Annotated in this window: 28 protein-coding genes; 9 read left to right on the forward strand and 19 right to left on the reverse strand. The window is 63.7% G+C overall.

Going from position 1 to position 24,876, the window contains the following annotated elements; all coding sequences use genetic code 11:
• Nucleotides 1-43 precede the first annotated feature (43 nt).
• The 5 genes from rng to mreB all read right to left on the reverse strand — a co-directional run bounded on the left by rng (nucleotide 44) and on the right by mreB (nucleotide 4,913).
• Nucleotides 44-1,501 (reverse strand): ribonuclease G, encoded by a 1,458-nt coding sequence (rng, locus tag LOY42_RS21495; RefSeq protein ID WP_046856978.1) that lies wholly within the window; start codon nucleotides 1,499-1,501, stop codon nucleotides 44-46.
• A gap of 54 nt (nucleotides 1,502-1,555) precedes the next feature.
• On the reverse strand, nucleotides 1,556-2,155 hold the full coding sequence (locus LOY42_RS21500) for a nucleoside triphosphate pyrophosphatase (RefSeq protein ID WP_258599177.1): 600 nt from the start codon (nucleotides 2,153-2,155) through the stop codon (nucleotides 1,556-1,558).
• Nucleotides 2,156-2,184: 29 nt separating this feature from the next.
• Nucleotides 2,185-2,673, reverse strand: a complete 489-nt coding sequence (gene mreD, locus LOY42_RS21505) for a rod shape-determining protein MreD (protein ID WP_102682705.1) — start codon at nucleotides 2,671-2,673, stop codon at nucleotides 2,185-2,187.
• Nucleotides 2,673-3,680: a rod shape-determining protein MreC gene (gene mreC / locus LOY42_RS21510; RefSeq protein ID WP_173862427.1), complete on the reverse strand. Its 1,008-nt coding sequence runs from the start codon at nucleotides 3,678-3,680 to the stop codon at nucleotides 2,673-2,675. The genes mreD and mreC overlap by 1 nt, the downstream gene beginning before the upstream one ends.
• 195 nt (nucleotides 3,681-3,875) lie before the next feature.
• Nucleotides 3,876-4,913, reverse strand: a complete 1,038-nt coding sequence (mreB, locus tag LOY42_RS21515) for a rod shape-determining protein MreB (protein WP_003255163.1) — start codon at nucleotides 4,911-4,913, stop codon at nucleotides 3,876-3,878.
• Nucleotides 4,914-5,116: 203 nt separating this feature from the next.
• On the opposite strand from mreB, the gene gatC reads away from it, so the two are divergent.
• The 6 genes from gatC to LOY42_RS21545 all read left to right on the forward strand — a co-directional run bounded on the left by gatC (nucleotide 5,117) and on the right by LOY42_RS21545 (nucleotide 10,289).
• Complete coding sequence (gatC, locus tag LOY42_RS21520; RefSeq protein ID WP_023631156.1) at nucleotides 5,117-5,404, forward strand: Asp-tRNA(Asn)/Glu-tRNA(Gln) amidotransferase subunit GatC; 288 nt, start codon at nucleotides 5,117-5,119, stop codon at nucleotides 5,402-5,404.
• Between the two features lie 15 nt (nucleotides 5,405-5,419).
• Nucleotides 5,420-6,871, forward strand: coding sequence for an Asp-tRNA(Asn)/Glu-tRNA(Gln) amidotransferase subunit GatA (gatA, locus tag LOY42_RS21525; protein WP_258599180.1), 1,452 nt, complete (start codon nucleotides 5,420-5,422; stop codon nucleotides 6,869-6,871).
• A gap of 11 nt (nucleotides 6,872-6,882) precedes the next feature.
• Nucleotides 6,883-8,328, forward strand: a complete 1,446-nt coding sequence (gene gatB / locus LOY42_RS21530) for an Asp-tRNA(Asn)/Glu-tRNA(Gln) amidotransferase subunit GatB (protein WP_258599182.1) — start codon at nucleotides 6,883-6,885, stop codon at nucleotides 8,326-8,328.
• Nucleotides 8,329-8,412: 84 nt separating this feature from the next.
• A complete protein-coding gene (locus tag LOY42_RS21535; RefSeq protein ID WP_214501035.1) occupies nucleotides 8,413-8,787 on the forward strand; it encodes a septal ring lytic transglycosylase RlpA family protein in 375 nt (124 codons plus the stop codon).
• Nucleotides 8,788-8,848: 61 nt separating this feature from the next.
• Nucleotides 8,849-9,892 (forward strand): calcium/sodium antiporter, encoded by a 1,044-nt coding sequence (locus LOY42_RS21540; RefSeq protein WP_110700417.1) that lies wholly within the window; start codon nucleotides 8,849-8,851, stop codon nucleotides 9,890-9,892.
• Between the two features lie 10 nt (nucleotides 9,893-9,902).
• Nucleotides 9,903-10,289: a carboxymuconolactone decarboxylase family protein gene (locus LOY42_RS21545; protein WP_102682698.1), complete on the forward strand. Its 387-nt coding sequence runs from the start codon at nucleotides 9,903-9,905 to the stop codon at nucleotides 10,287-10,289.
• Between the two features lie 57 nt (nucleotides 10,290-10,346).
• On the opposite strand, the gene LOY42_RS21550 is transcribed toward LOY42_RS21545, so the two are convergent.
• The 6 genes from LOY42_RS21550 to LOY42_RS21575 form a co-directional block, all read right to left on the reverse strand.
• On the reverse strand, nucleotides 10,347-10,577 hold the full coding sequence (locus LOY42_RS21550; protein WP_102682697.1) for a hypothetical protein: 231 nt from the start codon (nucleotides 10,575-10,577) through the stop codon (nucleotides 10,347-10,349).
• The gene (locus LOY42_RS21555) at nucleotides 10,574-11,275 is read right to left on the reverse strand and encodes a lipopolysaccharide kinase InaA family protein (RefSeq protein WP_198754387.1); all 702 of its coding nucleotides are present in this window, start codon (nucleotides 11,273-11,275) and stop codon (nucleotides 10,574-10,576) included. The genes LOY42_RS21550 and LOY42_RS21555 overlap by 4 nt, the downstream gene beginning before the upstream one ends.
• Nucleotides 11,276-11,281: 6 nt before the next feature.
• Nucleotides 11,282-11,962 (reverse strand): class I SAM-dependent methyltransferase, encoded by a 681-nt coding sequence (locus LOY42_RS21560; RefSeq protein WP_046856985.1) that lies wholly within the window; start codon nucleotides 11,960-11,962, stop codon nucleotides 11,282-11,284.
• A gap of 107 nt (nucleotides 11,963-12,069) precedes the next feature.
• On the reverse strand, nucleotides 12,070-13,395 hold the full coding sequence (locus LOY42_RS21565) for a HAMP domain-containing sensor histidine kinase (RefSeq protein ID WP_139668808.1): 1,326 nt from the start codon (nucleotides 13,393-13,395) through the stop codon (nucleotides 12,070-12,072).
• Nucleotides 13,385-14,068: a two-component system response regulator ColR gene (colR, locus tag LOY42_RS21570; protein WP_102682693.1), complete on the reverse strand. Its 684-nt coding sequence runs from the start codon at nucleotides 14,066-14,068 to the stop codon at nucleotides 13,385-13,387. The genes LOY42_RS21565 and colR overlap by 11 nt, the downstream gene beginning before the upstream one ends.
• Nucleotides 14,049-14,186, reverse strand: coding sequence for a hypothetical protein (locus LOY42_RS21575; RefSeq protein ID WP_177485988.1), 138 nt, complete (start codon nucleotides 14,184-14,186; stop codon nucleotides 14,049-14,051). Before LOY42_RS21575 ends, colR begins: the two co-directional genes overlap by 20 nt.
• A 62-nt stretch (nucleotides 14,187-14,248) precedes the next feature.
• Between LOY42_RS21575 and LOY42_RS21580 the strand changes: the two genes are divergently transcribed.
• Nucleotides 14,249-14,977 carry a phosphatase PAP2 family protein gene (locus LOY42_RS21580; protein WP_198754386.1) on the forward strand — a complete coding sequence of 243 codons (729 nt, stop codon included), beginning with the start codon at nucleotides 14,249-14,251 and terminating at the stop codon, nucleotides 14,975-14,977.
• Nucleotides 14,978-15,060: 83 nt separating this feature from the next.
• Here the strand turns inward: LOY42_RS21580 and groL are convergent, their stop codons facing one another.
• The 5 genes from groL to LOY42_RS21605 all read right to left on the reverse strand — a co-directional run bounded on the left by groL (nucleotide 15,061) and on the right by LOY42_RS21605 (nucleotide 19,742).
• Nucleotides 15,061-16,701, reverse strand: coding sequence for a chaperonin GroEL (gene groL / locus LOY42_RS21585; protein WP_046856989.1), 1,641 nt, complete (start codon nucleotides 16,699-16,701; stop codon nucleotides 15,061-15,063).
• 48 nt (nucleotides 16,702-16,749) lie between these two features.
• Nucleotides 16,750-17,043 carry a co-chaperone GroES gene (locus LOY42_RS21590; RefSeq protein ID WP_003260750.1) on the reverse strand — a complete coding sequence of 98 codons (294 nt, stop codon included), beginning with the start codon at nucleotides 17,041-17,043 and terminating at the stop codon, nucleotides 16,750-16,752.
• A gap of 275 nt (nucleotides 17,044-17,318) precedes the next feature.
• Entirely contained in the window at nucleotides 17,319-17,780 is a 462-nt protein-coding gene (locus LOY42_RS21595; protein WP_102682690.1) for an FxsA family protein, read from the reverse strand.
• Nucleotides 17,781-17,846: 66 nt separating this feature from the next.
• The gene (locus LOY42_RS21600) at nucleotides 17,847-18,572 is read right to left on the reverse strand and encodes a HugZ family protein (protein WP_139668804.1); all 726 of its coding nucleotides are present in this window, start codon (nucleotides 18,570-18,572) and stop codon (nucleotides 17,847-17,849) included.
• Nucleotides 18,573-18,734: 162 nt separating this feature from the next.
• Nucleotides 18,735-19,742, reverse strand: coding sequence for a DUF481 domain-containing protein (locus LOY42_RS21605; protein WP_102682688.1), 1,008 nt, complete (start codon nucleotides 19,740-19,742; stop codon nucleotides 18,735-18,737).
• A 152-nt stretch (nucleotides 19,743-19,894) separates the two neighbouring features.
• Between LOY42_RS21605 and LOY42_RS21610 the strand changes: the two genes are divergently transcribed.
• Together LOY42_RS21610 and LOY42_RS21615 are read left to right on the forward strand one after the other, a co-directional pair.
• Nucleotides 19,895-20,248: an MGMT family protein gene (locus tag LOY42_RS21610; protein ID WP_139668802.1), complete on the forward strand. Its 354-nt coding sequence runs from the start codon at nucleotides 19,895-19,897 to the stop codon at nucleotides 20,246-20,248.
• Nucleotides 20,249-20,292: 44 nt separating this feature from the next.
• Nucleotides 20,293-21,840, forward strand: a complete 1,548-nt coding sequence (locus tag LOY42_RS21615) for an AmpG family muropeptide MFS transporter (RefSeq protein ID WP_102682686.1) — start codon at nucleotides 20,293-20,295, stop codon at nucleotides 21,838-21,840.
• Between the two features lie 89 nt (nucleotides 21,841-21,929).
• On the opposite strand, the gene LOY42_RS21620 is transcribed toward LOY42_RS21615, so the two are convergent.
• From LOY42_RS21620 to LOY42_RS21630, 3 genes are all read right to left on the reverse strand, one after another.
• A complete protein-coding gene (locus tag LOY42_RS21620; protein WP_258599191.1) occupies nucleotides 21,930-23,168 on the reverse strand; it encodes an MFS transporter in 1,239 nt (412 codons plus the stop codon).
• A 198-nt stretch (nucleotides 23,169-23,366) separates the two neighbouring features.
• On the reverse strand, nucleotides 23,367-24,203 hold the full coding sequence (locus LOY42_RS21625; protein ID WP_023631294.1) for a mechanosensitive ion channel family protein: 837 nt from the start codon (nucleotides 24,201-24,203) through the stop codon (nucleotides 23,367-23,369).
• A gap of 113 nt (nucleotides 24,204-24,316) precedes the next feature.
• Complete coding sequence (locus LOY42_RS21630; protein ID WP_139668800.1) at nucleotides 24,317-24,802, reverse strand: YajQ family cyclic di-GMP-binding protein; 486 nt, start codon at nucleotides 24,800-24,802, stop codon at nucleotides 24,317-24,319.
• Nucleotides 24,803-24,876 lie beyond the last annotated feature (74 nt).

Genomic DNA, 24,876 nt, shown 5'->3' on the forward strand with positions numbered 1-24,876 from the left:
CGCTTTGCCAGCCCGTCCATGGGGCAACCGCTGTTAGAAGGGGTCAGAGCAGCACCACATCGTATTGTTCCTGGGAATACATGGACTCCACCTGGAAACGGATGGTTCGCCCGATGAACGCTTCAAGTTCGGCAACGTTACCCGATTCTTCATCGAGCAACCGATCCACCACCTTCTGGTTGGCCAGCACACGATAGCCCTCGGCCTGGTAGGCACGGGCTTCACGAAGGATCTCGCGGAAAATTTCGTAACAGATCGTCTCCGGGGTCTTCAGCTTGCCACGCCCCTGGCACGCCGCACAGGGCTCGCACAACACCTGCTCGAGGCTTTCGCGGGTGCGCTTGCGGGTCATCTGCACCAGGCCCAGCTCGGTGATGCCGATGATGTTGGTCTTGGCGTGATCACGCTCGAGCTGCTTCTCCAGGGTACGCAGGACCTGGCGCTGGTGCTCCTCGTCCTCCATGTCGATGAAGTCGATGATGATGATCCCGCCGATGTTGCGCAGGCGCAGTTGCCGGGCAATCGCGGTGGCCGCCTCGAGGTTGGTCTTGAAGATGGTCTCTTCAAGGTTGCGATGGCCGACGAACGCACCGGTGTTGACGTCGATGGTGGTCATCGCCTCGGCCGGGTCGACCACCAGGTAGCCGCCGGACTTGAGCGGCACCTTGCGTTCCAGGGCCCGCTGGATTTCGTCCTCCACCCCATACAGGTCGAAGATCGGCCGCTCGCCGGGATAGTGCTCCAGGCGATCGGCGATCTCCGGCATCAATTCGGCCACGAACTGGGTGGTCTTCTGGAAGGTCTCCCGCGAGTCGATGCGGATCTTTTCGATCTTGGGGTTGACCAGATCGCGCAGGGTCCGCAGCGCCAGGCCAAGGTCTTCGTAGATGACCACGGGCGCTCCGCAGGTCTTGATCTGCGAGCCGATCTGCTCCCACAGGCGGCGCAGGTAGCGGATGTCCTGGAGGATATCTTCCGCGCGGGCGCCCTCTGCGGCGGTGCGCAGGATGAAGCCCCCGGCATCCTTCATGTCTTCCTGGGCCATGCAGTCGGTGACCACCTGTTTGAGGCGATCGCGCTCGGCTTCTTCCTCGATCTTGAGCGAGATGCCGACATGACTGCTGCGCGGCATGTACACCAGGTAGCGCGACGGAATCGACAGCTGGGTGGTCAAGCGTGCACCTTTGCTACCGATGGGATCCTTGGTGACTTGCACCACCAGCGCCTGGCCTTCGTGGACCAGTGCGGTGATGGTCTCCACGGCCGAGCCTTCGCGCTGGGAAATTTCCGAGGCATGGATGAACGCCGCCCGCTCCAGGCCGATATCGACGAAAGCCGCCTGCATGCCCGGCAATACCCGCACTACCTTGCCTTTGTAGATGTTGCCGACGATGCCACGGCGCTGGGTGCGCTCTACATGCACCTCCTGCAGGACTCCGTTCTCCACCACCGCCACGCGTGATTCCATCGGGGTGATGTTGATCAGGATCTCTTCACTCATGGCGCGCTCTCGTCAGTGGTCTGGGGTAATGATGGATTGCTGCGGCGTGGCTGGCTAGCGCTGTGCGGAATCCTCTTGCAGTTGCCAACATGGCACGCCGAATTGCTCGAGCAGTTCGGCGGTTTCGCTCAGGGGCAGCCCGACCACGGCCGAGTAGCTGCCCTCGATGCCGCTGACGAACACAGCGCCCAGGCCCTGGATGGCATAGCCGCCCGCCTTGTCGACAGGTTCACCGCTGTCCCAGTAGCGCAGCGCCTCCTCGAAGGAGATGGTACGAAAACGCACGGTGGTGCTGACGCAGCGGCTGATACTGCGCTGGCCATCGGTCAGCGCCACGGCGGTGAGCACCTGGTGTTCGCGCTTGGACAGGTCGCCGAGCATGGCCAAGGCCTGCTCGCGATTCTCCGGCTTGCCAAGGATCTGGCCATCGAGCACCACGGTGGTGTCGGCGCCCAGCACCACCCCTGCCCCATCCGTGTGGGCGAAGCCCGCAACGGCCTTGGCCTGGGCCAGGCGCTCGACGTAGGCCGCCGGCGCTTCGCCCGGCAACGGGGTTTCATCGATGGGTGCGCTGACGACTGTGAACGGCACACCTATCTGGTTCAGCAGTTCACGGCGGCGTGGCGAGCCGGAGGCCAGGTACAGCTGGGTCATGTGGACATCTCCCTGTCAGTGGCGGCGCGTCAGTGAATATGCAGGCGACGGCGCAGGCCGCGCAGGGCAAAGCTGACCCACGGCCAGAGCAAGGCGCTGATCACCGCGGACCAGACCAGGGCCAGGGTTGGCAGGCGATTGCCGGTCAACGCGCTGAGCCACAGCTGGATCAGTTGGGCGATACCGAAGATCACCAGGATCACCAGGCTCTGCTGCCACATGGGGAACATGCGCAGGCGCTGCTGCAACGAAAGCACCAGGAAGGTGATCAGGGTAAGGATCAGGGCGTTCTGGCCAAGCAGGGTGCCGTACAGCACGTCCTCGGCCAGGCCAAGCAGGAACGCGGTGGTCATGCCGACCTTGCCCGGCACCGCAAGGGTCCAGAAGGCCAGCAGCAGGGCCAGCCACATGGGCCGGAACACTTCCATGAACTGCGGCATGGGCGAGACGCTGAGCAACAGGCCGATGGCGAAGCTCAGCCAGATGGCCCAGCCGTTTCTGCTACGGGTGCTGGCCATTATTGTCTCCGGGGTTGGGTGTTCGCAGGCGCCGGGGGCACCGCTGCCGGGCTTGCCGCAGGCGCCGCAGTCGCTGGGGCCGCGCCGGGCACAGGCTGAACCGCGCTACCCGCCGCAGATGCAGCCGGCGTGGCCGGTGCCTGGCCGTGGCCAGCGCCTTGACGGTCGGCCTCTTCCTGGGCGATCGCCGCCTCGGTGGCGCGTTCCTCGGGCGTGCGCCGGTCACTGAACACCAGCAGCATGTAGCGGCTGCGGTTGAGCGCGGCAGTTGGGATGGCACGGACGATGGCGAACGGCTGGCCGGAGTCGTGGATCACTTCGTTGACCGTGGCTACCGGGTAGCCCGCCGGGAAGCGCTGGCCCATGCCCGAACTGACCAGCAGGTCGCCTTCCTTGATGTCGGCGGTGTCGGCCACGTGGCGCAGCTCCAGGCGCTCCGGGTTGCCCGTGCCGCTGGCAATGGCGCGCAGACCGTTGCGGTTGACCTGCACCGGAATGCTGTGGGTGGTGTCGGTGAGCAGCAGTACCCGCGCGGTGTAAGGCATCAGCTCGACCACCTGGCCCATCAGGCCGCGGGCATCGAGCACGGGCTGGCCGAGAAACACGCCATCGCGCTCGCCCTTGTTGATCAGGATACGGTGCGTGAACGGATTGGGGTCGACCCCGATCAGCTCGGCGACCTCGACCTTCTCATTGACCAGCGCCGAGGAATTTAGCAACTCGCGCAGGCGCACGTTCTGCTCGGTCAGGGCGGCCAGCTTCTGCAGGCGCCCCTGCAGCAGCAGGGCCTCGGTCTTGAGTTTCTCGTTCTCGGCGATCAGCTCGGTGCGGCTGCCGAACTGGCCTGCCACGCCCTGCCACGTGCGCTGCGGCAGGTCGGTGATCCAGTAGGATTCCATCAGCACCAAGCCCATCTGGCTGCGCACCGGCTTGAGCAGGTCGAAACGCGAGTCGACCACCATCAGCGCGACCGACAGCACGACCAGCACGAGCAGGCGAACGCCCAGCGAGGGGCCCTTGGAGAAAAGCGGTTTAATGGGCCGTTCCTCGTGGACGACTCAGGAGGTCATTGGACATGGGGCAATGCACCGGCCTGCTTGCGGGTTGACGGAAAAGGCGCCCGGGCGGGCGCCAGCACAGCGCTTACAGGTAGCACTGTGCGTGTCACCTGTAAACCTGGGCATACACTACTGCACCAGCGATCACTCGCTGGAGAGCAGGTCCATGGCGTGCTTGTCCATCATCTCCAGGGCACGGCCACCGCCGCGGGCGACGCAGGTCAGCGGGTCTTCGGCGACGATCACCGGCAGGCCGGTTTCCTGAGCCAGCAGCTTGTCCAGGTCGCGCAGCAGCGCGCCCCCACCGGTCAGCACCAGGCCGCGCTCGGCGATGTCCGAGGCCAGCTCCGGCGGCGACTGCTCCAGGGCGCTCTTGACCGCCTGGACGATGGTTGCCAGCGATTCCTGCAGCGCCTCGAGCACTTCGTTGGAATTCAGGGTGAAGGCACGCGGCACGCCCTCGGCCAGGTTGCGGCCACGGACGTCGACTTCGCGTACTTCGCCGCCCGGGTAGGCGGTACCGATTTCCTGCTTGATGCGCTCGGCGGTGGATTCGCCGATCAGGCTGCCGTAGTTGCGGCGCACGTAGGTGACGATGGCTTCGTCGAAGCGGTCGCCGCCGACGCGCACGGATTCGGCGTAGACCACGCCGTTGAGCGAGATCAGGGCGATCTCGGTGGTACCGCCACCGATATCGACGACCATCGAGCCGCGGGCCTCTTCGACCGGCAGGCCGGCACCGATGGCGGCGGCCATGGGCTCTTCGATCAGGAATACTTCACGGGCACCGGCACCGAGGGCCGATTCACGGATGGCGCGGCGCTCGACCTGGGTCGACTTGCACGGCACGCAGATCAGCACGCGTGGGCTGGGCTGCAGGAAGCTGTTCTCATGCACCTTGTTGATGAAGTACTGCAGCATTTTTTCGCAAACGCTGAAGTCGGCGATCACGCCGTCCTTCATCGGACGAATGGCAGCAATGTTGCCGGGGGTGCGGCCCAGCATGCGCTTGGCTTCGGTACCGACTGCGACGACGCTTTTCTGGTTGCCGTGGGTACGGATGGCAACAACCGAGGGCTCATTCAGGACGATACCGCGCTCACGCACGTAGATAAGGGTGTTGGCAGTACCCAGGTCGATGGACAGATCGCTGGAAAACATGCCACGCAGTTTCTTGAACATGGGAAAGTGACCCTGGGGAAAGCGTGGGTAAAAAAGTGCGGCAAACTCTAACAATGGCAGGGATTTTGGGCAAGGAGCCAATATGTTAAATTGGTTGTTTTTCCGAGCATGCCTGCCGATGTTCGCGGCCCTTTGACCGCCAGAATGCCGGCATGTTCCTCATCTGCGGACCCATTCCGTTTTTCGTTTCCCTGGAGATCCCCATGGCGCTTCAACGCTCCGACGTGGAAAAGATCGCCCATCTGGCCCGCCTGGGCCTGAATGAAGGCGAATTGCCACGCATCACCGATGCCTTGAACAGTATTCTCGGGCTGGTCGACCAGATGCAAGCCGTCGACACCTCTGGCATCGAGCCCCTCGCCCACCCGCTGGAAGCCACCCAGCGCCTGCGCCCCGACCAGGTCACCGAAAGCAACCAGCGCGACCGCTACCAGGCCGTCGCCCCGTCGACCGAGAACGGTCTGTACCTGGTTCCGAAAGTCATCGATTAAGGGATAGCGCCTGCCATGCATCAACTCACTCTGGCCGAAATCGCCCGCGGCCTCGCCGACAAGTCGTTCTCCTCGGAAGAACTGACCGGCGCCCTGCTGTCGCGCATCAAGCAGCTCGACCCGCAGCTCAACAGCTTCATCACCGTCACCGAAGCACAGGCCCTGGAGCAGGCGCGCGCCGCCGACGCCCGCCGTGCCTCTGGTGAGACCGGCGCGCTGCTGGGTGCGCCGATCGCCCACAAGGACCTGTTCTGCACCAACGGCGTGCGCACCAGCTGCGGCTCGAAGATGCTCGACAACTTCACCGCGCCATACGACGCCACCGTGGTCGCCAAGCTGGCCGAAGCCGGCATGGTCACCCTGGGCAAGACCAACATGGACGAATTCGCCATGGGCTCGGCAAACGAGTCCAGCCACTACGGCGCGGTGAAGAACCCATGGAACCTCGAGCACGTGCCCGGTGGTTCGTCCGGCGGCTCGGCCGCCGCGGTGGCCGCGCGCCTGCTGCCGGCCACCACCGGCACCGACACCGGCGGTTCTATCCGCCAGCCGGCCGCGCTGACCAACCTCACCGGGCTCAAGCCGACCTATGGCCGCGTATCGCGCTGGGGCATGATCGCCTACGCCTCGAGTCTCGATCAGGGCGGCCCGCTGGCCCGCACCGCCGAAGACTGCGCCCTGCTGCTGCAAGGCATGGCCGGTTTCGACGCCAAGGACTCGACCTCGGTCGACGAGCCGGTGCCGAACTTCAGCGCTAACCTGAACGCCTCGCTGCAGGGCCTGCGCATCGGCCTGCCCAAGGAATACTTCGGCGCCGGCCTCGACCCGCGCATCGCCGACCTGGTCCAGGCCAGCGTCAAGGAGCTGGAAAAGCTCGGCGCGGTGGTCAAGGAAATCAGCCTGCCGAACATGCAGCACGCCATCCCGGCGTACTACGTGATCGCCCCGGCGGAGGCCTCCTCCAACCTGTCTCGCTTCGACGGCGTGCGCTTCGGTTATCGCTGTGAAGATCCGAAAGATCTGACCGACCTGTACAAGCGCTCCCGTGGCGAAGGCTTCGGCGCGGAAGTGCAGCGGCGCATCATGGTCGGTACCTACGCCCTGTCGGCAGGCTACTACGACGCCTACTACGTCAAGGCGCAACAGATCCGCCGCCTGATCAAGAACGACTTCATGACCGCGTTCGCCGACGTCGACGTGATTCTTGGCCCGACCACGCCGAACCCGGCCTGGAAACTTGGCGCCAAGAGCAGCGACCCGGTCGCTGCCTACCTGGAAGACGTCTACACCATCACCGCCAACCTGGCGGGCCTGCCGGGCCTGTCGATGCCGGCCGGCTTCGTCGATGGCCTGCCGGTGGGCGTGCAACTGCTGGCCCCGTATTTCCAGGAAGGCCGCCTGCTCAACATCGCGCACCGTTACCAGCAAGTCACCGACTGGCACACCCGCGCCCCCAACGGCTTCTGAGGAGTTCACACATGCAATGGGAAGTTGTGATCGGGCTGGAGATTCATACCCAGCTCGCCACCCAGTCGAAGATCTTCTCCGGCAGCGCCACCACCTTCGGCTCCGAGCCGAACACCCAGGCCAGCCTGGTCGACCTGGGCATGCCCGGCGTGCTGCCGGTGCTCAACCAGGAGGCCGTGCGCATGGCGTGCATGTTCGGCCTGGCGATCGATGCCGAGATCGGGCCGCGCAACGTGTTCGCGCGCAAGAACTACTTCTACCCCGACCTGCCCAAGGGCTACCAGATCAGCCAGATGGACCTGCCGATCGTCGGCAAGGGCCACCTGGACATCGCCCTGGAAGACGGCACCATCAAGCGCATCGGCGTGACCCGCGCGCACCTTGAAGAAGATGCCGGCAAGAGCCTGCATGAAGACTTCAACGGCGCCACCGGCATCGACCTGAACCGCGCCGGCACCCCGCTGCTGGAGATCGTCTCCGAGCCGGACATGCGTAGCGCCAAGGAAGCCGTGGCCTACGTCAAGGCAATTCACGCCCTGGTACGCTACCTGGGTATCTGCGACGGCAACATGGCCGAAGGTTCGCTGCGCTGCGACTGCAACGTGTCGATACGCCCGAAAGGCCAGGCCGAGTTCGGCACCCGCTGCGAAATCAAGAACGTCAACTCGTTCCGCTTCATCGAACGTGCGATCAACAGCGAGATCCAGCGCCAGATCGACCTGATCGAGGACGGCGGCAAGGTGGTACAGGAAACTCGCCTGTACGACCCGAACAAGGACGAGACCCGCTCCATGCGCAGCAAGGAGGAAGCCAACGACTACCGTTACTTCCCCGACCCGGACCTGCTGCCGGTGGTCATCGAGCCCGGCTTCCTCGACACCGTGCGCGCCGCCCTGCCGGAGCTGCCACCACAGAAGGTCGAGCGCTTCCAGAGCCAGTACGGCCTGTCGGCCTATGACGCCAACGTGCTGGCCTCCAGCCGCGAGCAGGCCGACTACTTCGAGCAGGTGGTGAAGATTGGCGGCGACGCCAAGCTGGCGGCCAACTGGGTGATGGTGGAACTGGGCAGCCTGCTGAACAAGCTCGGCGTCGAGATCGACCAGTCGCCGGTCAGTGCCGAACACCTCGGCGGCATGCTGCTGCGCATCCGTGACAACACCATCAGCGGCAAGATCGCCAAGACCGTGTTCGAGGCCATGGCCGCCGGCGAAGGTGATGCCGACAGCATCATCGAAAGCCGCGGCCTCAAGCAGGTCACCGATACCGGCGCGATCGACAAGATGCTCGACGAGATGCTCGCCGCCAATGCCGAACAGGTTGAACAATACCGCGCCGCCGATGAAGCCAAGCGCGGCAAGATGTTCGGCTTCTTCGTCGGCCAGGCGATGAAGGCGTCGAAAGGCAAGGCCAACCCGGGGCAAGTGAACCAATTGCTCAAGGCCAAGCTCGAAGGGTGATCCTGATCGCGGGGCAAGCCCGCTCCCAGATCGTGGGAGCGGGCTTGCCCCGCGATGATTCGAAGTGACAGCGGAGCTTCCGAATTGCTCAAGCGTTCCCTCACCACCCTCGCCCTCTTTAGCCTCCTGGCCGGCTGCGCCAGCCATGACATCGACCCTCGCGGCTACGACCAGAGCGGCACCGCCTCCTATTACGGCTCACGCCACCATGGCAAACGCACTGCCAGCGGCGAGCCCTTCAACCAGCATGGCCTCACCGCCGCCCACCGCAGCCTGCCCTTTGGCAGCCGTGTGCTGGTCACCAACCTGGCCAACCAGCGCAGCGTGGTGGTACGCATCAACGACCGTGGCCCGCACACCCGCGGCCGACTGATCGACCTGTCACGCGCCGCCGCAGAAAAAATCGGCATGCTCCGTAGCGGAACCGCGCGAGTCCGGGTACAAGGTCTGAGCGATTGACCTGACTGGAGCCCTCGCCATTTTCGACCTGGCCACCCTCCCCGCCTTCAGCCTGCTGCAACTGGGCCTGGGCTTGCTGCTGATGATCTTCGGTGCCGAGCTGCTGGTACGCGCCGCCCTGCGCCTGGCCGGCCGCCTGCACGTGCGCCCGCTGATCATCGGCCTGAGCCTGGTCGCCTTCGGCAGCACCGCGCCACAGCTGACCGTGAGCCTGCAAGCCGCCTACCAGGGCGCGCCGGATGTCGCGGTGGGCAGCGTCGTGGGCAGCAACATCTTCAACGTGCTGGTGATCCTGGGCCTTGCCGCACTGATCATTCCGCTGCGTGTGTCACGCCAGCTGGTGCGCCTGGATATCCCGCTGATGATCCTCGCCAGCGCCCTGGTCTACCTGCTCGCGCTCAACGGCGAACTGGGGCGGCTGGAAGGCGGCCTGCTGCTGCTCGGCCTGGCCGGTTACCTGGCCATGCTCTGGCATCAGTCGCGGCACTATGCCCGCACCTACCCGGCGCCACGCACCGAGCACGCCAGCCCGCTGCGCTTCTGGAGCGGGGCACTGCTGCAGATCCTCATGGGCCTGGGGCTGCTGAGCCTGGCGGGCCACCTGGTACTGGAGGCAGCCGTCGAGGTGGCGACCGACCTGGGCCTATCCGAACGCATCATCGGTCTGACCGTGGTCGCGGTTTGCACCTCGCTGCCAGAACTGGCTGCCGCGCTGATCGCGGCCCTGCGTGGCGAACGGGAGATCGCCGTGGGTACGGTGATCGGCAGCAACCTGTTCAACCTGCTGGCGGTGCTGGGGCTGACGGCAGTGACCACCCCCGCCCCCTTGTCGATTTCACCCAATGCACTGGACTTCGACCTGCCGGTGATGCTCGGCGTCGCCGCGCTGTGCCTGCCAGTGTTCTATTCCGGCTACCGGGTCACCCGCGCCGAAGGCCTGGTGTTCTTGTGTCTTTACCTGGCCTACGGCCTGCACGTGGTGACCTTCACCACCGGCCTGCCTTTGGCCGGACGCCTCGAACAGCTGATGCTGTTCTATGTAATGCCACTGCTCGGGGTCGTACTGCTGTACACCACGGTCCGCGCCTGGCGCCGCCAACACTAAGGAAAACAACATGGCTGACAAGAAAAAGACCGGTGAAAGCATCCGTCGCCAGGTAATGGGCGATGCCTTCGTCGATCGCGCCCTGGGCAACGCAACGGCGTTCACCCAACCGCTGCAGGACTTCGTCAACGAACATGCATGGGGCAGCGTCTGGGCTCGCGACGGGTTGCCGCTGAAGACCCGCAGCCTGATCACATTGGCCACCCTGACCGCGCTCAAGTGCCCGCAGGAACTCAAGGGCCACGTGCGTGGGGCGTTGAACAATGGCTGCACGGTCGAGGAGATTCGCGAGGCGCTGCTGCATTGCGCGGTGTATGCCGGGGTGCCGGCGGCGATCGATGCGTTTCGCGCGGCGCAGGAAGTGATCGACAGCTATCAGGCGAGCACCGCGAATTAAACGGCAAAACGCCAGAGGCTCATGGAGATCCCCTGGCGTACGTCAAGACCACCTGCCTCAACCCACCGGCCGCAGGCCCTGGCTCATCCCGAACAGAAACAGTAAAAGATCATGATCCGGCTGAGCCTGCGCCTGGTCAGCCTTCACCACACGAGGCAATGGGCACTGTCCACCCTCCCCGGCCTTGCTGAACACCGTGGGCCGCGGCTGCTCCCAGGCTGCTGCCGCAGCGGTAGTCACCGCCAACGCCGCAACCAGGAACAAAGCTCGAGCGATTTCTAGTTTCATTGCTCTAAACCTTTGACAGCGCTGCCAAACGCCATTTGGTAAAAGTAGAGCAAGGTCTGCCACTGCGCCTCGTTGAACGACGAGTGGCGGCGCAATTGACGCAGGTCGTTGTACGCCGCTCGCTGGCAACTGATCCGTCGCCGACATTTCTCCAGATCCAGCAACGCGACCTCCACCCGCGCCTGCTCCCCCTCGCCAAGTACCTTGACGAACACATGCTTGCCGTACAGGCAGCCATGCTGCCAATGCCCCAGGTGCATGCGCGCCAGGTTGTCGGCCAGATCCTTGAGCATGCGCTCGTGCACCGCCTGCGGATAATGCTCGCGAGCTCCCGAGGCATGCCAGGCATCGAGATCGACAAAGCCATCGAGTGCCTCGCTGACCAGCAACGCACGCCACTGGTGATCGGCGTCACGCTCGGCACCGGCATAGACGATACGCGGCACCCGCACGCCCAACTGCTCGAAACTGTGCAATGCATCGAGTTCGCGCAACACCGTGGGGCGCCCGAAAGGATGCAGGAGGCTGCGGTAGATATGCCCGACCTGGCGTTTGGCATACAGCATATGGCCATGGTCATCGTTAAGCCGCTGCACGCCGCTTTCGCCACCACGCCGCTGGTTGGGTTCCTCGACCCATTCCCCTTGCTGCTGCCAGTAATAATCGAACTGCCTGGAATGATGCTGGGCTACCGCCATGACTCTTTACCCCTTGCGCAATACGTACACTCGCCACATGGCATAGAACGGCAGAAAGTCGAGACGTTCCTGAATTCTGAAGCCTGCTGAGGAAAACTCTTCTTCCACTGTAGCCGCAGGTAACACAAATCGGTTCTGGTAGCTGTCCTGTGTCGCCTTGGCACTGCGCCGCGCTTCGAGCTTGCGCCGGCGCCAGGCCTTGAAATTGCCATCCACCCACAGCGACAGGATCACGCTGTCGCGGCTAACCCTTTGAAATTCAGAGAGAATTGTCTTTCGATGCGCAGGGTCGCCAATGTGATGGAACAAGCGCATGCAGAAAATGCTGTCCACCGAGTTGTCCGGCAGGTCAATGGCAAAGGCGGAAGTCTGCAAGGGCCGTACCCGTGCGACGACTTCTGGCGGTTGTGCCGCACAGGCTGTCTCTATCATCGCGGCGGAGTTGTCTGCACCGATGATCACCCGGTTGGCCTTTTCCGCCAGCAGCGGCCAGAAACGCCCGGCGCCACAAGGCAGGTCGAGCACCAGCCCGGGCTCGCCGGCCAACGCCAGGGCGCGCCGGGCCAGCTGCTCGTCGCGCTGGTGGGAAAGGCGTCGAGCCAGGCCATCCTGGTGCTTGAGGAAGTACTGGCGGGCATGATCCCGGTCGTACTTGTCCGAGAATTCGAGTTTGATGGGGCTACGCATTGAGCATCTCCTGACTCCAGTGCGCCCACCTTAGGCAGGTGGGCGTTGGCGTCAGGTCATGCCGATGTGAAAAATCTGTAGGAAAGCTCCGCAGGTGTTACCGCACGTTAATCCGGATCCAATATCCCGCCACGCCCTTCGCCATGCGCCATCGGGGTGCCCTGGCTCAGATCGACCTGGAAACGACAGCCGTGGGGCAGCGTCGCCGTCAGGGTCACGCGCCAGCCCTGGTCGTCGCAGATGCGCTGGACCAGCGACAGGCCCAACCCCAACCCCTCGCCCCGACGCTCGTCACCGCGCACGAACGGCCGGAACATCGCCTCGCGCTGTTCTTCCGGAATCCCCACGCCACTGTCTTCCACACTGAAGCCATTGGCTTCCAGGCTGAGGCGGATGTATCCACTGTCGGTGTAGTGGGCAGCATTGCGCAGCAGGTTGCCCATCACCGACTGCAGGAAGGTGGCGTTGTACAGCACCGGGCTGGCACTGACCTGGCCATCGTAGTAAAGCGCCAGGCCTTTCTGCTCGACGGTATCGCGCCATACCCCGATCAAGTCGTCACCCACCTCGCGCAGGGTCGCCCGCGAAGCGACTGCACCTTCATCGCGCTGGGCACGGGCAAGCATCAGGAAGGTTTTCACCAACTCGCGCATCTCCTCGGTCGCCCGGGCGATACGTTCGACCTGGCTGCGCGCGCGGCTCTCGAGGTTGGGGTTTTCCATCAGCAGCTCGCACGAGGTGGCCAGGACCATCAGCGGCGTGCGCAGCTCGTGGCTGACATCGCTGGTGAACAAGCGCTCACGGGTCAAGGCATCACGCAGGCGCCCCAAGGTATCGTCGAAGGCGACGGCCAACTGGCCGACCTCATCCGCGGCATAATCCGGTGCCAATGGCGGTGCCAATCCCAACAGCTGATCACGGTGACGGACCTGGCGCGCCAGGCGGATCACTGGCGCCATCACCCGCCGGGCCAGCAACCAGCCGAGAATCACCGCCAGGGCCAGGCTGAGCACGAAGCCGACCACGACAACGGCGAACAGCACCCGCTCGCGCTCCTCGAAATCGCTCTGGTCCTGCAACAGCACATAACGTCGGCCATCGACGATCTCGACCATGGCGTGGTACGAGAGCTGGTCGCGAAATACTTCGTGGAAGCCGGCGTTCAGGTGGCGCAGGTCCTTGGGCAGCTCGAAATCATCTCGCCCGCCACTGAAGTAGAACAACTGGTCGGGGCGCGGCCGGTGGCTCCAGTCGCTGACACTGTCCATGCGCAATAGGCGCTGCAGGTCGCCACCGAGCACCGAAGAGATCAACCGCTCTTCGACCAAATGCACCGTGGCGACAATGCCAAAGGCAAATGCCCCGGCCACCAGCGCGCTCATCAGCGCAAAGGCGATGATGATGCGCTGGGCAAGGCTCTGCTTAAACTCCATCGCGGCCCTCGGCGAGGCGATAGCCGACGCCATGGACGGTATGCAATAGCGGTCTTTCGAAGGGTTTGTCGATGACCTGGCGCAATTGGTGGACATGGCTGCGCAGGCTGTCGCTGTCCGGGCAGTCGTCGCCCCACAGCGCCTCTTCCAGCACCTCGCGACGCAGGACGTGGGGGCTCTTCTGCATCAGCACGGCGAGCAGCTTCAGGCCGACGGGGTTGAGCTTGAGCAGGCGGCCCTGGCGGGTCACCTCCAGGGTGTCGAGGTCGTAGCTCAGGTCGGCGACCTGCAAGGTTCGCCGGCCGCCCCCCTGGGCACGCCGCAGCACCGCCTCGATGCGCGCGGCCAGCTCCGACAACGCGAACGGCTTGAGCAGGTAGTCGTCGGCCCCTGAGCGGAAGCCCTGCAGGCGGTCGTCCAGCTGGTCGCGGGCGGTAAGCATGATCACCGGGGTGTCGCGGCGGGCATCCTCGCGCAGGCGCTTGCACAGCGTATAGCCGTCGATGCCCGGCAACATGATGTCGAGCACGATCAGGTCGTAGTGTTCGGTCGCGGCCAGGTGCAGGCCGGACAGGCCATCCTGGGCACAATCGACGGTGTAGCCCTTCATGCCGAGGTAGTCGGCCAGGTTGGCCAGAATATCGCGGTTGTCTTCAACCAAAAGAATGCGCATCGAGATCTCCTGTGCGGCGCTTCGCCGGGCGCGGCAGGCGCAGCTTACGGCCATTTGCCCGCATGGTGCCATGCCCTGGATCGAAATCACCGAACTTGACGGTTTTTTCACCGATCATTCACGAACACAGGATAGCGGCCCAACGACAATGCCCCGTTTCTTACACCTTCTGGAGTCACCATGCAGGCTAGCGTCCCCCCTCGCCCGATCAATTTTTGGCTGTACCTGGGCATCCCATTCATCACTGTCGTGACCCTGGTCCTGCTGGAGTGGACCTCGCTGGACATGGACCTGGCCAACCTGTTCTACGACCCGGCCGCCGGCGCGTTCATCGGCCGCCACAGCTATGTGCTGGAGAATATCCTGCATGACCGCGTCAAGCAGGGTGTGATCCTGTTCGGTCTACTGGCAGTGGCCGGGTTCGCCCTGAGCTTCTTCTGGAGCCGGCTGCTGGGCTGGCGCCGCGAGTTGGGCTGCCTGGTACTGGCGCTGGCGCTGTCGACGGCCTTCGTCACGCCACTGAAGAAGGTGACCCAGGTGCAATGCCCGTGGAGCCTGACGCAGTTCGGTGGCAAGGAGACCTACAGCAAGTTGCTCGAAGCCCGCCCGGCTACCGACAAGCCGGGGCTGTGCTGGCCCGGAGGGCATGCGGCGACCGGGTTCTGCCTGTTTGGCCTGTTCTTCATGCTGCGTGACCGCAAGCCCCGCATGGCACGGGTCGCGCTGGCAGTGGCCTTCGTGGCCGGCTCGGTGCTGTCGATCGGGCGGATGATGCAGGGCGCGCACTTCCTGTCGCACAACGTATGGACGGCGGTGTTCTGCTGGCTGATCGGGCTGGGGTCGTACTACCTGGTGCTGTATCGCCGAAACCGCTGCGAAACACCAGCGGCCGAACACAGCGCTGCCTGATTAACCATCGCGGGGCAAATCTGGCAAACGAAAAAGCCCCGCACTAGGCGGGGCTTCTTCTTGGTACCGGGGGTAAGGCTGGCTTACATCATGCCGCCCATGCCACCCATGCCGCCCATGTCAGGCATGCCAGCAGCTGGCTTGTCTTCCGGCAGGTCGGCAACCATGGCTTCGGTGGTGATCATCAGACCGCCGATCGAAGCTGCGGCTTGCAGGGCCGAACGGGTGACCTTGGCTGGGTCCAGGATGCCCATCTCGATCATGTCGCCGTACTCGCCGGTAGCGGCGTTGTAACCGAAGTTACCCGAACCTTGCTTGACCTTGTCAGCGACAACGCTTGGCTCGTCGCCGGCGTTGGCAGTGATCTGGCGCAGCGGCGCTTCGACAGCGCGACGCAGCAGGGCAATACCGACGTTCTGGTCTTCGTTGTCGCCTTTGAGGTCAACGATGGCAGCCAGGGCGCGTACCAGGGCAACACCACCGCCAGGCACCACGCCTTCTTCAACGGCTGCGCGGGTGGCGTGCAGGGCGTCTTCGACGCGGGCTTTCTTCTCTTTCATCTCGACTTCGGTGCCGGCACCGACCTTGATCACGGCAACACCGCCAGCCAGTTTGGCCAGGCGCTCTTGCAGCTTCTCACGGTCGTAGTCCGAAGTGGTGTCGGCAACCTGGGCACGGATCTGGGTGACGCGAGCCTGGATGTCGGACTCTTCGCCAGCACCGTCGATGATGGTGGTGTTTTCCTTGGACAGGATGACGCGCTTGGCGTTACCCAGGTGCTCCAGGGTGGCGGTTTCCAGGGACAGGCCGATCTCTTCGGAGATCACGGTGCCGCCGGTCAGGACAGCGATGTCCTGCAGCATGGCCTTGCGGCGATCGCCGAAGCCTGGCGCCTTGACCGCGGCGACCTTGACGATGCCGCGCATGTTGTTGACCACCAGGGTAGCCAGGGCTTCGCCTTCGACGTCCTCGGCAACGATCAGCAGCGGACGGCCGGCCTTGGCAACGGCTTCCAGAACTGGCAGCAGCTCACGGATGTTGGAGATCTTCTTGTCGACCAGCAGCAGCAGGGCGCCTTCCAGCTCGGCAACCATGGTGTCCGGCTTGTTGACGAAGTACGGCGACAGGTAGCCGCGGTCGAACTGCATGCCTTCGACGACGGACAGTTCGTTTTCCAGGCCCGAGCCTTCTTCAACGGTGATCACGCCTTCCTTGCCGACTTTTTCCATGGCTTCGGCGATGATTTCACCGATGGAGTTGTCGGAGTTGGCGGAGATGGTGCCTACCTGGGCGATGGCCTTGGAATCGGCGCATGGCTTGGACAGGTTCTTCAGCTCGGCGACGACGGCGGCGGTGGCCTTGTCGATGCCGCGCTTGAGGTCCATCGGGTTCATGCCGGCAGCGACGGCTTTCAGGCCTTCGTTGACGATGGCCTGGGCCAGGACGGTAGCGGTGGTGGTGCCGTCACCGGCAGCGTCGTTGGCCTTGGAAGCAACTTCCTTGACCAGCTGGGCGCCCATGTTCTCGAAAGCGTCTTTGAGCTCGATCTCTTTGGCGACGGAAACGCCGTCCTTGGTGATGGTCGGCGCGCCGAAGCTCTTGGCCAGGACCACGTTACGGCCTTTCGGGCCCAGGGTCGCTTTTACCGCGTCAGCCAGAACGTTGACACCAACCAGCATTTTCTTACGGGCGGAATCGCCGAATTTTACGTCTTTAGCAGCCATGATCGTTTAATCCTTGGAATTCTTTGGAGTAACGGGAAGTCGGGGAAATCAGCCTTCGATAACAGCGAGGATTTCGTTCTCGGCCATTACCAGCAGGTCTTCGCCATCGACTTTCACGGTGTTGCTGCCCGAGTAAGGGCCGAAAACCACTTTGTCACCCACTTTCACGGCCAGCGCGCGTACTTCGCCGTTGTCCAGGATGCGACCGGTGCCGACGGCAACGACTTCACCGCGGTTTGGTTTTTCAGCGGCCGAACCCGGCAGGACGATACCGCCAGCGGTTTTCGATTCTTCTTCGCTGCGACGGATGACGACGCGGTCATGCAGAGGACGAAGCTTCATTGTCGATCTCTCCCAAATTGTGGTTTTCATCGGCCGGTGTCAGCACCGGCGGGTTGATTCGATCCGGCGTTGCCGGGGGGTGGCTCGCAAAGGGCGAACCACCTGTGTCATGTCTGGTGTCGCCACCAGAAACCTTGCGGTGACCACATACATGAGGCCGGCAAAATCGATTACAAGGCTTGAAAGGAAATTTTTTCACCACGCCATCGTGAGAGCAGGCTTGGCCCGCGACAGCGTCAGCCATCGCCGACCAAGCCCGCGGTCCTCCCTCGGCATTACTTGTCGCGACGCTCGTACTCGCCCTCGATCACGTTCGGACGGTGGCCGTCATCGCGGGGCTGGGCCTGGAACGGATCATCCTGGAACGCCCGCTGACGCAGGGCCTGCTCTTCGGCGCGGCGGCGCAGACGGCCGGCCACCAGGCGGCGGGTGAACGGCAGCAGGCACAGCAGGCCCAGCACGTCACTGATGAAACCCGGCAGCAGCAACAGGCCGCCACCGACGGTGAGCATCAAGCCCTGGAACATGTCCTCGGCTGGCAGTTCGCCGCGCTGCAGGCTCTCCCGGGCACGCAGGGCGGTAGCCAGGCCGGCCACGCGCATCACCAGCACACCCAGGGCGGAACCGGCGATGATCAGCAGCAACGCTGGGAAGAAGCCAATGGCGGCGCTGACCTTGACGAAGACGAACAGCTCCAGCACAGGAAAAATAAGAAACAACAGTAGAAAAGCACGCATCAAGGGTTCCTCGACGGAAGAGAATCTTCCTGTAAGACCATCAGATGGATGCCTCGACGCCTGTTTTCAACCCTCGACTTGCGTCGCATCCGGCCATTTTTCAGCGCGCGCCAGCAAAACCAGAGCCTCGCGGACTTGTGTCGGCGTATTGCAAGTAGTTGGGAAAGGCAGCCAGTAAATGCCCTGACCAATACGCAGGTGCATGCCCTCGCTGTCGATACCGACCATGTGCGCCGAGCGCGGCAGCCCCGACAGTTTTACATAGTGTTCAATGGCATTGGCATGGTCGTCATTCATATGCTCAATCATGCTTTTTTCGACCTGGCCCGCAAACGGATTGGCCAACGTCACCTGATCGAGCCAGTGGATCGCGCCGAAACCACCGATGTAACGGTGGCGTACCGGCTCAAGCACCCAGAAGTCGAAATCGTGGGCCTTGTGGTAGTTCGCAGATTCGGGGAAATACCGGTAGTACCGGCTTGCAGCAGCCTCGATGGCGGCATCGTCAGTGAGTTTGCGCGCCTGGGCCATCACCGTCAGGCGTCCGACTGCCTGGACATCTTCGGCGTCGCGCTCACCTACCAGCAGCGAACACTTGGGGTCTTTCTGCAGGTTGTGGGTGTGCTGGGCGATGCGGCTGATGAGGATCAGCGGATGGCCGTCGGCGTCGAGGCAATACGGCACCACCGAGCCGAAGGGGAAACCGGGCATCGATTTGGAATGCGTGGAGAGGACGCCGCGGTATTCCTTGAGCAGCAGTTCCCGGGCGGGGCGAAGGGCGTTGGTACTCACTGTAGGGCTCCTGGCGGCGGACTGGATGGGTGACAAGATAAGCATTATCACCCACCACTGCCACTGGGTATGCTGCGCAGACCATCGCCGGCTCCCACAGGAGTCGAAGTGCCCCTGTGGGAGCCGGCTTGCCGGCGATGGGGCGCGCAGCGCCCCTGCGATCTACCAGGTAACGCCGAAACCGGCGGTATAGCGGGTCTTGTCCAGGTCGCTGTCGCGGGTGCCCTTGATCAGGTCCTTTTCCGCCTTGAGGTTGAGCGAAGCCCACTCGGTCACCTTGTAGCGCAGGCCCATCTCGGCATCGAGCGAGTAGTCGGCCACGCCGCCCAACGGCTTGCCGAATTCGCCATTGGTGAAGAATTCGACCTTCTTGCCGATCAGGTAACGGTTGTAGTCCCACTTCACCGCAGCGGAATAGAAGTTGTCCTTGCCACCGTCGCGGTACTCGAAGTCGGTGCGGTTGATCAGCGAACCCAGCGAGAACGCGCCGAGCTCGTCATCCCAGAACTGGTAGCCCGGGCCGGTACCGACGGTACGCTGGCGGGCCAGATCCTCGATATGGTCGCGCTTGTATTCCAGGCGCCCCTGCCAGAACCACTTCTCGGTTATGAAGCGATCCAGCGCGTACTCGGCGCTCCAGTTGTTGGTGGTGGTGACGTCGTCCTTGGTCTCGCGGTTGTATTCGCCCTCGGCGTTGTGCCGCCAGCGGCCATGGCGGGCGGTGGTCTTGAAGCTGACGTCATAGTCGTCGGTGTTGTTCTCGGCGCGCTTGTAGTCCATCGCCACATCGACGTTGCCCTTCCACAGGAAATCCTCGAGCACAGGACGCGGCTTCATGATCTGCTCGATGCTGGCCAGCTCGACGGTCTTCGGTGCCTCGCCGTTGGCCAGGGTCACCTTGCCGGGTTCGGCGGCCTTCAGCGCCTTGGCCTTTTCGCCGCTGTAGGCATCTTGCTTGACCAGCAGTTCCTGATCGCTTTCCAGCGTCTGCACCTGTTTCCAGTCCAGGGCGATCGAACCGCCATAGGGGGTCTCCAACAGCAGCTTGCCGCCGTCGAAGACTTTGATCTTGCCGCTCAGGCGGTCACCGTTCTTCATCCACACGGTGTCGGCGAGCACGGGCGTACAAAGGGACGCAGCGATGAGGCACAGCAGGGTTCTAGAAGACATAAGCGCAATATGGGTTCGATTCGACGAAAAAGCCGGGCATTATCCAGATACCGACAACCTGAGCAAGGACAGACCCAGACCATGCCGATGAGTTCCACTCGCATTTGCTGCACCCTTCTGTCCGGTTTCATCCGCAGCACAGGGATCCTCTGATGTCCGCCCTCGATCCGGCCGTTGCGCAAGATGCACAAGCCCGACGAATGGCGCTTTATTCCGTCCTTGGCCAGGTACCACCGGGAAAGGTCGTCAGCTACGGGCAACTGGCCGAGCTTGCAGGCCTTGGCCGTGCGGCGCGCTGGGTCGGGCGCACACTGTCGCAGCTACCCCAGGACACCCGCCTGCCCTGGCACCGGGTACTGGGCGCCGGCGGCAGACTGAGCCTGGCCCTGGGCACGCCGTCGGGCGACGAACAACGCGCCCGGCTGCGCGCAGAAGGCGTGAATGTGGCCAATAATCGTGTGGATATGGCGCGCCATGGCTGGCGTCCGATGGAGCACAGCGGTTAGAGTGCGCGCTTTGTTTTCGCAAACCTTGAGGCAGATGTTGGCCCATGCCCCGTAAAACCTGGCGCGCTGCGCTCGCTGCCTATGCCAGCCCGTCAACTCTGGTGCTTTTGCTGCTCGGATTCGCCGCCGGCCTGCCGTACATGCTGGTGTTCTCGACGCTGTCGGTTTGGCTGCGCGAAGCCGGCGTGGCCCGCGAGACCATCGGCTATGCCAGCCTGATCGGCCTCGCCTACGCGTTCAAATGGGTCTGGTCGCCGCTGCTCGACCAGTGGCGCCTGCCGCTGCTCGGCGGCATGGGCCGGCGCCGTTCCTGGCTGCTGCTGTCGCAACTGCTGGTGGTGCTCGGGCTGGTCGGCATGGGCTTCTGCGACCCGCAGAAACACCTGTCGTGGCTGGTCGCCCTGGCGGTACTGGTGGCCTTCGCCTCGGCGACCCAGGACATCGCCGTCGACGCCTATCGCCTGGAGATCGCCGACGACCAGCGCCAGGCTGCCCTGGCTGCCAGCTACATGGCCGGCTACCGGGTCGCCGCCCTGCTTGCCACCGCCGGTGCGCTGTTCTTCGCCGAGTGGTTCGGCTCCACCGGTTTCAGCTACCTGCACGAAGCCTGGACCGGCACCTACGTACTCTTCGGCGTGCTGATGCTGCCGGCGGTGTTCACCACCCTGGTGATGCGTGAGCCACCCGTCCCCCTGCGTACCCAGCTGTCGGCCGCACGCTATGGCTTGATGCACCAGTTGGCGTCGGTGTTCGTGCTGATCATCCTGCTGGTCTCGGTACCGGCCAGTTTCACCCAGATGTTCAACACCGACTGGGGCAGCGTGGCGTTCGGCGACGCGACCCTGCTCGACCTGCTGCTCGAAGACCGCGCCTTCCTGCGCCTGATCCTCTATGTGCTGCTGACCTGGGCGTGCCTGTCGTCCCTTGGCCGTCGCGGCCTGGCGCCGGTGCTCACGCCGGTCAACGACTTCATCGTGCGCTATCGCTGGCAGGCCCTGCTGCTGCTCGGGCTGATCGCCACCTACCGCATGTCGGATACGGTGATGGGCGTGATGGCCAACGTGTTCTACATCGACATGGGCTTCACCAAGGACCAGATCGCCAGCGTCAGCAAGATCTTCGGCCTGATCATGACCCTGGTCGGCGCTGGCGCCGGCGGCCTGCTGATCGTGCGCTTCGGCATCCTGCCGATCCTGTTCATCGGCGGCGCGGCCTCGGCGGCCACCAACATCCTGTTCCTGATGCTGGCCGACATGGGCCCGAACCTGGAAATGCTGGTGGTCACCATTTCGCTGGACAACTTCAGTTCGGGGCTCGCCACCTCGGCCTTCGTCGCCTACCTGTCGAGCCTGACCAACCTGAAGTTCTCGGCCACCCAGTACGCCCTGCTCAGCTCGATCATGCTGCTGCTGCCGCGCCTGATCGGCGGCTATTCCGGGGTCATGGTGGAGAAATTCGGCTATCACGACTTCTTCCTGGTCACCGCCCTGCTGGGCGTGCCGACGCTGGTGCTGATCGCGCTGCACTGGCGCCAGGAAGTCGGTCGGGGAAAGCCGGCGCCGGTGGAGAGCCCGGCAGCTGAACAACACTAAGCCATCATCGGCCTTATCGCGGGGCAAGCCCGCTCCCACGCATACTTTCTTTGAGCGCTGCGTGGGAGCGGGCTTGCCCCGCGATGCGTCTAGCCTGCAACCACCGCAGGGCGCCTGCCGATCACGAACCACAACGGCCACAGCGCCAACGCACCCGCCACGCCCGCGGCCAGGGCAAAATGCATCAGGCTGGCCCCGGCACCCAGCATCGCCAACACCGCGCCGCCCAGGCCCAGCAAGGCGATGGTGATCATCCCCAGCATCGCCGATACCAGGCCCTTGCTCTGCTCGCTGGAGAACAGCGTCATGCGGTACAGCACCGCGTTGGCGACGCCCAGGCCCAGCGCGTACAGCGACATGCCGGCCACCACACTGGTCACCGTCGGCCAGAACCAGGTGGCCGCAACCATCAGCGCCAGGCCCGCCAGGTAAGGCCACAGGGCGCCACGCACCAACGCCGGCAGCGGGTAGCGATCGGCGATGCGGTTGATGATCAGGTTGCCCAGGATCAACCCGCCGAACACCGGCAGTTGCCACAATGCGTATTCCATCGTGCTCAGACCTTCATCATGGATCAGCAGCACAGGTGACAGGCCGATCCAGCCGATAAGGGGCAACCCCACCAGCCCCAGCGCCGCGCTACCGGCCACGAAACGACGGTTGCCCAGCAACTGACCGTAACCCGCCAGCAATGGCAGCAGGTGGATGGGCGTGAACGGCAGGCGCGAACCGTCGCGGCGCTCCACGCCCAGGGTTTCCGGCATCAGCCGGTAGAGCAGCAGCCAACACAGCACCGCGCCGGCGGCGAAGGCCACGAATAGCCAGCGCCAGTCCAGCCACTGCAGCATCAAGGTGCCCACCAGCGGGCCAAGCAACGGCGACAGCAGCGCGATGTTGGCCAGCAGCGCCATCACGCGCACCGCGTCGGCCTCGCTGAACGCCTCGTTGAGCGCCGGATAGCTGACCGTGACCACGAAGCCCAGGCCGATGCCCTGCAACAGCCGCAACAGGTTGAACACACCGATATCCTGTGCCCAGAAGGCCGCCAGGCACGCCAGCCCGAAGAACACACAGCCCCCCAGCAACAGCGGGCGCCGGCCATAGCGGTCGGCCAACGGGCCGATCAGCCACTGCAGCAGCACGCCACCCAGCAGGTAGAGGTTGAGGGCATGGGGAATGTATTCGGGGCTGGCCTGGAGATCGCCGACCACTACCGGCATGGCGGGCATGACCGCGTCGCTGGCCAGGTAGGTCAACAGTTCGAACAGCGCCAGGGTCAGGCCGAACAGCAAGGCGCGCAGGGGGGTGATATACAGCAGAGGTTTCATGGCGAACATCGGGTTGGCAGGCAAGATCAGGGTGTATGCCAGATATGGCAGCGCCTGGCTGTGAACAAGTGTAAAAAACAGGGCCGCTTCGCGCCCCATCGCCGGCAAGCCGGCTCCCACAGGTTGACCATTGACCCTGTGGGAACCGGCTTGCCGGCGATGGGGCGCGAAGCGGCCCCGATTTCGCGGACGCTTATGTTACGCCACGGTCTCCTGCACCACGCGAATCACTCGCTGCGGAAACGGAATGTCGATCCCTTCTGCCTTGAGCCGGTCGCGGGCATGCTCGTTGAGCATGAACATCACGTCCCAGTAGTCGGCGGTCTTGGTCCAGATGCGCAGCGACACGGTGATCGAGCTGTCACCCAGGGTCGAAATAACCGCCTGCGGCGCCGGGTCCTGCAGCACACGCGGATCCTGGGCCAGCTCCAGCAGTACATTGCGCGCCTTCTGCAGGTCGGCGTCGTAATCCACACCCACGTCGAACACCACCTTGCGGGTCGGCTGGCGGTTGGTGTTGGTGATGATGCCGTTGGAGAGGCTGCCGTTAGGCATGATCACGGTCTTGTTGTCGCCGGTGCGCAGCACGGTGTGGAAGATCTGGATGCTGTCCACGGTGCCACTGACACCTTGGGCCTCGATCCAGTCACCGATACGGAACGGACGGAACATCAGGATCAGCACACCGCCGGCGAAGTTGGCCAGGCTGCCTTGCAAGGCCAGGCCGATGGCCAGGCCGGCGGCACCGATGGCGGCGACGAACGAGGTGGTCTCGATACCGATCATCGATGCCACGCTGACCATCAGCAGCACCTTCAGCACGATGTTGGCCAGGGTGCTGATGAAGCCCTGCAGCGCAGCGTCGGCACGCAGGCCCACCAGCTTGCCAAGACGGGCACTGAGCTTGTTGATGATCCACCAGCCGATGGCCAGGGTCAGCAGCGCCAGCAACAGGCGGCTGCCGTACTCCATGATCAAGGGAACCCAGGTCTGCGATTGGCGAACCAGCTGATCGACTTCAGCGTTCAAATCCATGTTTATCTCCTGATGCCGAACGGCAAGTACACAGTGAAGCGGGCAGCGCAAAGCCAGCGGCCCGGACCCCGATGGACATCAATGCGCCATCAAGGTTCCGGGCCGCCGTGCGATCAGTCGCGGAAGTTGTTGAACTGCAGCGGCATGTCGAATTCCTTCGCGCGCAACGCGGCGATGGCTTCCTGCAGGTCGTCACGTTTCTTGCCGGTGACGCGTACCTGCTCGCCCTGGATCGAGGCCTGGACCTTGAGCTTGGCGTCCTTGATGTGGGCAACGATCTTTTTCGCCAGTTCCTTGTCGATGCCTTCGCGGAACTTGGCTTCCTGCTTCATCTCCTTGCCGGACGGATAGGCGTCCTTCACTTCCAGGCACTTGACGTCGATCTTGCGCTTGACCAGAGCCAGACGCAGGATTTCGACCATCGACTCGAGCTGGAACTCGGCCTCGGCGGTCAGCATCACGGTCTGCTCCTTGTCCTTGAACTCGAAGCTGCCCTTGCCCTTGAGGTCATAGCGGCGGTCCAGTTCCTTCACCGCGTTGTCCACGGCGTTGGTGACTTCGTGCTTGTCCAGTTCCGATACCACGTCGAACGAAGGCATGGGGTTCTCCATAAAAAAACAGCGCGCTCAGCTTGAAGATGGAGCGCGTCAGGGTTAGGGGGTTAAAATGCGGA

Source organism: Pseudomonas sp. B21-023 (assembly GCF_024749165.1).
In the GTDB taxonomy this organism is placed as follows: Bacteria; Pseudomonadota; Gammaproteobacteria; order Pseudomonadales; family Pseudomonadaceae; genus Aquipseudomonas.